This is a genomic window from Neisseria sp. P0022.S010, assembly GCF_051956635.1.
Window position 1 is genome coordinate 1 of the sequence record NZ_JBQCXF010000117.1, and the last position, 8,058, is coordinate 8,058.

Genomic DNA, 8,058 nt, shown 5'->3' on the forward strand with positions numbered 1-8,058 from the left:
AATATAATGTATCCATTTCAGACGGCCTTCATAGCGTTGGAAATACCACGCGACAGTCATGGGAATACCGATTTTCATGATTTCGGAAGGTTGGATACGGGTAAAGCCGAGGCTCAGCCAACGGGTCGAACCGTTTACGGTAACGCCGGCAACTTCGACGCCAATCAGCAGCAATACGCCGACAATGTAAACAGGCAGGGCAACTTTGGCGGCCGTTTGCGGCTTAAATACGGCGATAATCCATAACAGGGCAAAGCCCAAAACGGTATGGATGGTTTTGTTTTCCAATTGGCCGAACTCTTGTCCGTCTGCAGAATAGAGCAAAAACAGGCTCATGATGTAGATGGCGAGCATGGCAAAAAACAGCCAAGGGTCAATCGGGGCTGCAATGGTGGATTTGAACGTTTTCCACGCTGATGTGTTATTCATGGTGAACCTCCGGCTGTGGGGCAGGGCTTGTCGGAGTCAGTCCGTAGGCAGATTGGAAAATGCTGGTAATAGGCTGATGTTTATCAGTTTTTTCAGTTTTGGCCGAATCTGTTTCGAGGCCGTCTGAAAACTGTTGCGGCTTGACGTGAAGCATATAAAAATCAGTCATTTCACGTGCCAATGGCGCGGCATACGCACCCCAGCCGCCGTTTTCCAAAATAACGGCAATGGCGATTTCAGGTTTTTCCAATGGCGCAAACGAGATAAACCATGCGTGGTCGCGGTGTTGTTCGCGCAGGGCTGCGGCATTGTAGCGGCTGCCTTGTTTGATTTGTACGACCTGGGCCGTACCGGTTTTACCGCCCATCGTATAAGCGAGTCCGCCACCGATACGGTGTGCCGTACCGCCCGGTTTCAATACCTTCTCCATTGCGCGTTTGACGTATTCGAAGTTGTCGGTTTTAAACGGAATTTGACGTTCGGGATTAGGATTGATGCGGGTAATTTTGCGCGCGCCGAAATCCAATATTTCTTTGACCAAATGCGGCTGATGGACAACACCGTTGTTGGCCAGAGATGCTGTCGCATGTGCCATTTGCAAAGGCGTGTAGGCGTTGTAGCCTTGGCCGATACTGACGGAAACCATTTCGCCGGCGCGCCATTCTTTGGCGGTCGGGTCGGAAGATTTGGCAAAGCGTTTGGCTTTCCATTCGCGGCTGGGCAAAACGCCTGTGTATTCGCTGGGCAGGTCAATGCCGGTTTTTTGGCCGAAACCGAATTGCGCCAAATACGGAGAGGCTTTGTCGATACCCATTTCATAACCCAAGCGGTAGAAGAAGGTATCTGAGGATACTTGAATGGCTTTGCTCAAGTTGGCCGAGCCGTGACCGCTGCGGACAGAGTCGCGGAAAATATGGCGGCTGCCGGGTATGCTCCATGCGCCGGGGGCTGGGACGATGGTGTTTTGAGTGATTTTACCGCTTTCCAACAAAGCCATGCCCATAAAGGGTTTGAATGTAGAGCCAGGTGGATAGAGGCCTTGGGTAACGCGGTTGATCAAAGGCTTTTTCCAATCGTCATTCAGCATTTTCCAAGTATCGCTGTCGATGCCGTCAATAAAGAGGTTGGGGTCGAAAGATGGTTTGGAAACAAATGCCAAAACAGTACCGTCTTGCGGATTAATGGCCACCAATGCGCCACGGCGGTCGCCCAAGATTCGGTCGGCTTCCTGCTGCATACGGATATCCATTCCTAGGCGCAAGGTTTGCCCCATTTTGGACGGGACATTTTTCAATACGCGGACGATATTGCCGTAAGCGTCTTTTTCGACTTCTTGATAGCCTGGAACGCCATGAAGCTGGTGTTCGTAATATTTTTCCAAGCCGGATTTGCCGATATGCGTACTGCCGCGGTAGAGGGCGGTCAGGCCTTCTTCTTCCAGCATTTCTTTGTCTTTATCGCTAATACGGCCGATGTAGCCTAAAAAATGGGAAGTCAGCTTGCCGTAAGGATATTCGCGGAATGTGCGTGAATTGACCTCTACGCCTTTGAATTCGCGCAGATGCACAGACAAGCGTGCGGCCTCTTCATCGGTCAGCTTGAGCTTGAGTGGGATATTTTCAAATTTTCTATAGCTTTCGCGGTATTTTTTGAAGCGTTTTAAATCTGTCGGCGTGATATCGACGTATTTTTTCAATGCTTCAATGACATCTTCTATCTTGCCTTCGATACGGCTGGGAATAACTTCAAGCGAAAAGACGGGATAGTTTTTGGCCAAAGGAACGCCGTTGATGTCGACGATTTCGCCGCGTACGGGCGGAGTTGGAATCAGGGTGATGCGGTTGCTCGATGCCTGACCGGAAAACTCATTGTGTTGAGTCACTTGTAAGTAAAAGAACCGCGCCAGCAAGATGGAAAAGAAGATGACAATCAGGATAAAAGCAACGAGCAGGCGTAATAGGGCATCGGCTTGTGCTGCCTGAGCGGAAGGTTTTTGGGTATGTTGACCACCGGAAAGACGGCGTGGAAGAATCGGTTTCATCTTTTCAGTGCGCGCGGTAAATACGGGTCACAATCAGCATCAGCTGGCTGAGTATCGGCCAAAGCAGTGCGCCGACAAATGGGGCAACAAAGCCTTGCAAAGTGATGACCTGATGATTGAGGAACAGACGTGCAACAGTTAAGACGGCCTGATTGAGAAGCAGGGCAGCCAAGACAGCGGCCAATTGCATAATGTGGCCGTACAGCATGATTTGGCGGCGTCGGTTTAAGATGAAATAAGTTATCACAACGTAAGACAGGGCGTGCAGGCCCAAAGTCGCGGCGGTTGCGGCATCGACAATCAGACCGATGGCAAAAGCCAGTCCCATGCCTGCGCGTTGCGGCTGGTGCAATGTCCAATACAGCAGCATCAGTGCCGTCATTTCAGGCAGCCAGAAGAATCCGTCAAAGGAAAACGGCATAAAGTCCAGTATCATCATCACAATGAGACTGGCCGCCATGATATGCAGCGGTACTGCACGGTAAGAATCGTCAAAATCGTTCATGAAATCAGCGTGGGGAAGAAGGGGCGGAAGAAAGTACCAAGACAAAACGGCTGCTGCGTAAAGCGGCCAAAGGCGTCAGTTGCGTATCGTAATAAGGCGTTCCCGATGCACGGACAACCTTGCTGACGGTTGCAACGGGAATCCCCGCCGGATAAGTACCGTCCAAGCCGGAAGTCAGCAGAACATCACCGGGTTTCAAGTCCGAGCCGGTTGGGAAATAGCGTAAATCCAAACCGCTGCCATTACCATATGCCAAATTACGTTCACCGGTGCGGCTGACGGCTACGGGGACAATGCTTTGTCCGCTTGAGATCAGCTCGATTTCCGCGCTTTGTGTATGGACTTGTGTCAATAGGCCGATCAAACCACTTTGATCGATGACCGCATCGCCAACTTTCAAGCCGTCTTGACTGCCTTTGCCGATAATCAGTCTTTCGGAAAGTGGATCTTTGCCATTGGAAATGACTTCCGCGCCGATAACATTGTGGATGCCTTTTTGTTGCAAACCGTACAGTTTTTTCAATTCGCGCAATTCATCGGTATTGACTTTATCCCGCTGCAAATCGATTTTCAGACGGCCATTTTCTTCTAAAAGCCGGCGGTTTTGTTCCAAAAGCTCGGATTTGGATTGGGAAAGATCGGCAAAATATTGATAAAGTTGAACGGGTTGATTGGCCAGCCATTGAGCTGGATAGAGCATGGGCATTACTGCCGCACGTACAGGCTGCATCAATGAAAAGCGATAATCAGCCACCATCAGGCCGGCCGCCAGGGCGACATAAACGACAAAACGAGGCAACAGCTTAGGGCCTTTTGCCTCGTCAAAGCGCAAAGAAGAGCGTTCCATAGCCATCTACCTTATGGGTTTTCCGTAAACACGGTATCCCATTTGCCGATATAGTCCAAAGCCTTACCGGCACCATAGGCGACGCAGTTCAGAGGCTGGTCGGCAATGCCGACGGGCAGGCCGGTTGCATCGGCCAAGACGGTATCGATACCGTGCAGAAGCGCACCGCCGCCGGTCAGCATAATACCTCGGTCGGCAATATCGCCGGCCAGTTCGGGCGGAGCTTGTTCCAAAGCCAGACGGACGGCGCGGATGATTTGATTTACCGTTTCACTCAATGCTTCACGGATTTCATTCGACGTAACCGCCAAGGATTTAGGCGTACCTTCGGCCAGGTCGCGGCCTTTAATGCGCATGGCTGTTTCGGTTTCAAAGCCCGAGGCTGATCCGATTTGTTTCTTCAATTCTTCTGCCGTCGCCTCGCCGATTAAGACACCGCGATGACGGCGCAGGTAATGGATGATGCTTTTATCGAATTCGTCACCGGCTGCGCGGACGGAAGCAGAATAGGCCATACCGCCCAGTGAAAGAATACCGATTTCAGTAGTGCCGCCGCCAATATCGACAATCATCGAACCTGCCGCATCTTCAATCGGCAAACCCGCGCCCAAAGCGGCGGCCATCGGTTCTTCAATCAAATGCACGCTTGCCGCGCCGGCGGCAAACGCTGAATCCAAAATCGCTTTACGTTCCACTTGGGTAGAGCCGCCCGGAACACAGATAACCACACGGGGCGGAACCAAAGACCGTCCTTCGGTGGCTTTTTTAATCAACATACCCAGCATACGCTCGGTAATCACAAAATCGGCAATCACGCCGTCTTTCATCGGACGGACGATTTCGATATTGCGCGGCGCACGGCCCTGCATTTTTTTGGCTTCCGTACCAACTGCCATGATTTTACTTTTATTGCCCGCGCCGGATTGAATCGCAACCATGGACGGCTCATCCAAAACAATCCCTTTGCCGCGTACAAAAATCAACGTGTTGGCCGTGCCCAAGTCGATGGCAATATCATTAGAAAGAAAACGAGATAAAAGACGAAACATAGGATACCTGAAATTCCGGCCCAGCCCGGATGTGTTTAGCGTTATTTAAAATAAGAAAAACAGGTACACGGTTTAAGACGGATAAATGAACCCTGAAAAGGCCGTCTGAATCAAAACACCATGCCAACCTGTTTGGTTTTCGGTTATAATTCTTCGCTTCATAGAAGACGAAATGCAATGATACCCCAAACCCAAGGTGCATTGCTATCAGACAAGGATTTTTTATGGCTTTAAGCTTAAATGATGTGGAAAAAATCGCAAAACTCTCACGCCTCACTTTAACGGACGAAGAAAAAAACAAAACGCTTGCCGAGTTGAACGACATTTTCGCCATGGTTGAAAACATGCAAAGCGTCAATACCGACGGCATCGAACCTATGGCGCATCCGCACGAAGCCGCTTTGCGCCTGCGCGAAGATAAAGTGACTGAAACCGACCATGCCGCCGAATATCAGGCGGTTGCCCCAGAAGTGCGCAATCGTCTGTATATCGTTCCTCAAGTGATTGAGGAATAAGGTTTCAGACGGCCTTTGCTTATCGGCAAACCCCTATTGCAAGGCCGTCTGAAAGGATATTCTGTTCAGACGGCCCGATTTATTGATTTAAACGGATGTTTTCAATATCTGTTTTGAAAGCAAAAACTGTTTTATAGAAAGTACGGCACAATGACCGCTTACACGCTCAAACAAGCCAGCAGCCTGCTGCAATCCAAACAAATTTCCGCAGTCGAATTGGCGACCGAATATTTGGCCGCTATTGCTGCGAAAAACCCTGCCATCAATGGCTATGTGACCATCGATCAAGATAAGACCCTTGCTGAAGCCAAAGCAGCCGATGCGCGTATCGCAGCCGGTAATGCGACCGCTTTGACCGGTGTACCGGTTGCTTACAAAGATATTTTCTGTCAAACAGGTTGGCGCAGTGCATGCAGTTCCAAGATGTTGGATAACTTTGTTTCTCCTTATACTGCCACTGTGGTGCAAAACCTGCTGGATGCCGGCATGGTTACTCTCGGCCGTACCAATATGGACGAATTTGCCATGGGCTCGACTAATGAGACTTCGTTCTACGGCGTAACCAAAAACCCATGGAATCTTGAGCATGTTCCCGGCGGTTCGTCAGGCGGTTCGGCTGCCGTGATTGCAGCGCGTTTGGCACCGGCTGCTTTGGGTTCGGATACCGGCGGTTCTATCCGTCAGCCTGCATCGCATTGCGGTATTACCGGTATTAAGCCGACTTACGGTACGGTTTCACGCTTCGGTATGGTTGCCTATGCTTCCAGCTTCGACCAAGCCGGCCCTATGGCGCAAACGGCCGAAGACTGCGCGATTTTGTTGAACGCCATGGCCAGCTTTGACGAGCGTGATTCCACCAGTTTGGAACGCGACAAAGAAGATTACACCCGTGATTTGGACAAGCCGCTCAAAGGGTTGAAAATCGGTTTGCCTAAAGAATATTTCGGCGAAGGCGCGGATGCCGATGTTCAGACGGCCTTGCAAAACGTGATTGATTTGCTTAAAGCCCAAGGCGCTGAGACTGTTGAAGTTTCGTTGCCGCAAACTTCATTGTCGATTCCTGCTTATTACGTTCTCGCCTCCGCTGAAGCAAGTACCAACTTGTCCCGTTTCGACGGCGTACGTTATGGCCATCGTGCGGCGCAATTCAGTGATCTTGAAGAAATGTACAGCAACACCCGTGCCGAAGGTTTCGGTAGCGAGGTCAAACGCCGTATCATGATCGGTACTTATGTATTGAGTCATGGTTACTATGATGCTTATTACCTGAAAGCCCAAAAACTGCGCCGTCTGGTTGCCAATGATTTTCAGACGGCCTTTGGTCAATGTGATTTCATTTTAGCACCGACTGCACCGACTGCCGCGCCGAAACTCGGCAGCGACATTCACGACCCTGTGCAAATGTACTTATCCGATATTTACACCATCGCCGTGAACCTTGCCGGTTTGCCTGCACTGACCCTACCTGCCGGTTTCAGCGCAAACGGTCTGCCGATTGGTGTTCAGTTTATCGGTAATTATTTCTCCGAAGCCAAAATTTTGGGTGCCGCACATCAAGTTCAACTGAACAGCGATTGGCATACTAAAGCACCGGAGTAATGTTTTAGAGCCTTGATGGATTCAAGGCCGTCTGAAAATAAATCATAAAAAGCGCCTGAATCATTTAGGCGCTGCAAATTATAGATATTTAAAAATCATGACAACCACCGACTTTATCCAAATCATTGGAACAGCCGCGTTTGCCATTTCCGGCTATTTGGTCGGCTACAACAAGCGATTGGATGTACTCGGTGTCGTCATTACCGCGTTACTGACGGCTGTCGGCGGCGGCATGATACGCGACGGCTTGGTCGGCCGGATTCCGCAGGTGTTTTTGCAAACCGATGCGCTGATTGTTGTATTTGCCACACTGGCCATTGCATGGTTGGTAAGGGTGCAACGCTATCGCAGCACTTACTTGGCCGCTGCCTTTATTATTGCCGATGCCGTCGGTCTGGCTGCGTTCAGTATTACCGGCGCACAAATCGGCATGGCTTTGCAGCTTAATCTGTTCGGCGTTATTTCTTTGGCTTTTGTGACTGCCGTTGGCGGCGGTATTGCGCGTGATATTTTGGTCAATGACGTGCCGATGATTTTACGCACCGACCTTTACGGCAGCGTGGCTATTTTGATTGGCGGACTGATTTATCTGTTCGGGCGTTTGGGCTGGATTAATATTTTTACGTTAAACCTGCTCTTTGCCGGTGGATTGTTGTTTCGCCTGACTGCATACCGTTTCCATTGGCAACTGCCCGGTTTCCAACGCCGCAGGAAATAAACTTATCTTACAGACGGCCTGTTATGTTTTTTATTCAGGCCGTCTGAAAACGAATCATTCATTTAACCGATTAACTTTTTTTCGACAGAAAGACCCTTATGACTTGGGAAACCGTAATCGGACTGGAAATCCACGTCCAACTCAACACCCAATCCAAAATCTTCAGCGGCGCATCCACTGCATTCGGTGCCGAACCTAATGCCCACGCCAGCGTGGTTGAGTGTGCGTTGCCGGGCGTATTGCCGGTAATGAACCGCGAAGTCGTCGAAAAAGCCATCAAACTCGGTTTGGCTTTGGATGCGAAAATCAATCAGAAAAACGTGTTTGACCGTAAAAACTATTTTTATCCTGATTT

The 8,058-nt window shown here is 50.0% G+C and carries 8 protein-coding genes and 1 pseudogene; 4 read left to right on the top strand and 5 right to left on the bottom strand.

All coding sequences use genetic code 11. The features are described 5' to 3' along the window. The 5 genes from ACTHUT_RS10960 to ACTHUT_RS10980 all read right to left on the bottom strand — a co-directional run. Positions 1 to 429: FtsW/RodA/SpoVE family cell cycle protein (locus tag ACTHUT_RS10960; RefSeq protein WP_440418799.1), on the bottom strand; the 429-nt coding region annotated here is incomplete at its 3' end. Next, complete coding sequence (mrdA, locus tag ACTHUT_RS10965; protein WP_440386219.1) at positions 422 to 2,470, bottom strand: penicillin-binding protein 2; 2,049 nt, start codon at positions 2,468 to 2,470, stop codon at positions 422 to 424. The genes ACTHUT_RS10960 and mrdA, both read right to left, overlap by 8 nt. Positions 2,471 to 2,474: 4 nt before the next feature. Next, positions 2,475 to 2,975: a rod shape-determining protein MreD gene (gene mreD, locus ACTHUT_RS10970; RefSeq protein WP_440386220.1), complete on the bottom strand. Its 501-nt coding sequence runs from the start codon at positions 2,973 to 2,975 to the stop codon at positions 2,475 to 2,477. A gap of 4 nt (positions 2,976 to 2,979) precedes the next feature. Next, complete coding sequence (gene mreC, locus ACTHUT_RS10975; protein ID WP_070837547.1) at positions 2,980 to 3,822, bottom strand: rod shape-determining protein MreC; 843 nt, start codon at positions 3,820 to 3,822, stop codon at positions 2,980 to 2,982. Between the two features lie 11 nt (positions 3,823 to 3,833). Next, positions 3,834 to 4,871 carry a rod shape-determining protein gene (locus ACTHUT_RS10980; protein ID WP_003747269.1) on the bottom strand — a complete coding sequence of 346 codons (1,038 nt, stop codon included), beginning with the start codon at positions 4,869 to 4,871 and terminating at the stop codon, positions 3,834 to 3,836. Positions 4,872 to 5,095: 224 nt separating this feature from the next. On the opposite strand from ACTHUT_RS10980, the gene gatC reads away from it, so the two are divergent. The 4 genes and pseudogenes from gatC to gatB all read left to right on the top strand — a co-directional run. Next, positions 5,096 to 5,386 carry an Asp-tRNA(Asn)/Glu-tRNA(Gln) amidotransferase subunit GatC gene (gatC, locus tag ACTHUT_RS10985; protein ID WP_003685110.1) on the top strand — a complete coding sequence of 97 codons (291 nt, stop codon included), beginning with the start codon at positions 5,096 to 5,098 and terminating at the stop codon, positions 5,384 to 5,386. 150 nt (positions 5,387 to 5,536) lie between these two features. Next, positions 5,537 to 6,985, top strand: a complete 1,449-nt coding sequence (gene gatA, locus ACTHUT_RS10990; RefSeq protein WP_440386221.1) for an Asp-tRNA(Asn)/Glu-tRNA(Gln) amidotransferase subunit GatA — start codon at positions 5,537 to 5,539, stop codon at positions 6,983 to 6,985. A gap of 97 nt (positions 6,986 to 7,082) precedes the next feature. Next, on the top strand, positions 7,083 to 7,703 hold the full coding sequence (locus ACTHUT_RS10995; protein WP_188212171.1) for a trimeric intracellular cation channel family protein: 621 nt from the start codon (positions 7,083 to 7,085) through the stop codon (positions 7,701 to 7,703). A gap of 98 nt (positions 7,704 to 7,801) precedes the next feature. Continuing rightward, a pseudogene (gene gatB, locus ACTHUT_RS11000) lies at positions 7,802 to 8,058 on the top strand (Asp-tRNA(Asn)/Glu-tRNA(Gln) amidotransferase subunit GatB); the annotation flags it as partial.

Bases quoted from the DNA above. Each gene is read 5' to 3' on its own strand.
- mrdA (WP_440386219.1), bottom strand. From the start codon at position 2,470: ATGAAACCGATTCTTCCACGCCGTCTTTCCGGTGGTCAACATACCCAA.
- mreD (WP_440386220.1), bottom strand. From the start codon at position 2,975: ATGAACGATTTTGACGATTCTTACCGTGCAGTACCGCTGCATATCATG.
- mreC (WP_070837547.1), bottom strand. From the start codon at position 3,822: ATGGAACGCTCTTCTTTGCGCTTTGACGAGGCAAAAGGCCCTAAGCTG.
- ACTHUT_RS10980 (WP_003747269.1), bottom strand. From the start codon at position 4,871: ATGTTTCGTCTTTTATCTCGTTTTCTTTCTAATGATATTGCCATCGAC.
- gatC (WP_003685110.1), top strand. From the start codon at position 5,096: ATGGCTTTAAGCTTAAATGATGTGGAAAAAATCGCAAAACTCTCACGC.
- gatA (WP_440386221.1), top strand. From the start codon at position 5,537: ATGACCGCTTACACGCTCAAACAAGCCAGCAGCCTGCTGCAATCCAAA.
- ACTHUT_RS10995 (WP_188212171.1), top strand. From the start codon at position 7,083: ATGACAACCACCGACTTTATCCAAATCATTGGAACAGCCGCGTTTGCC.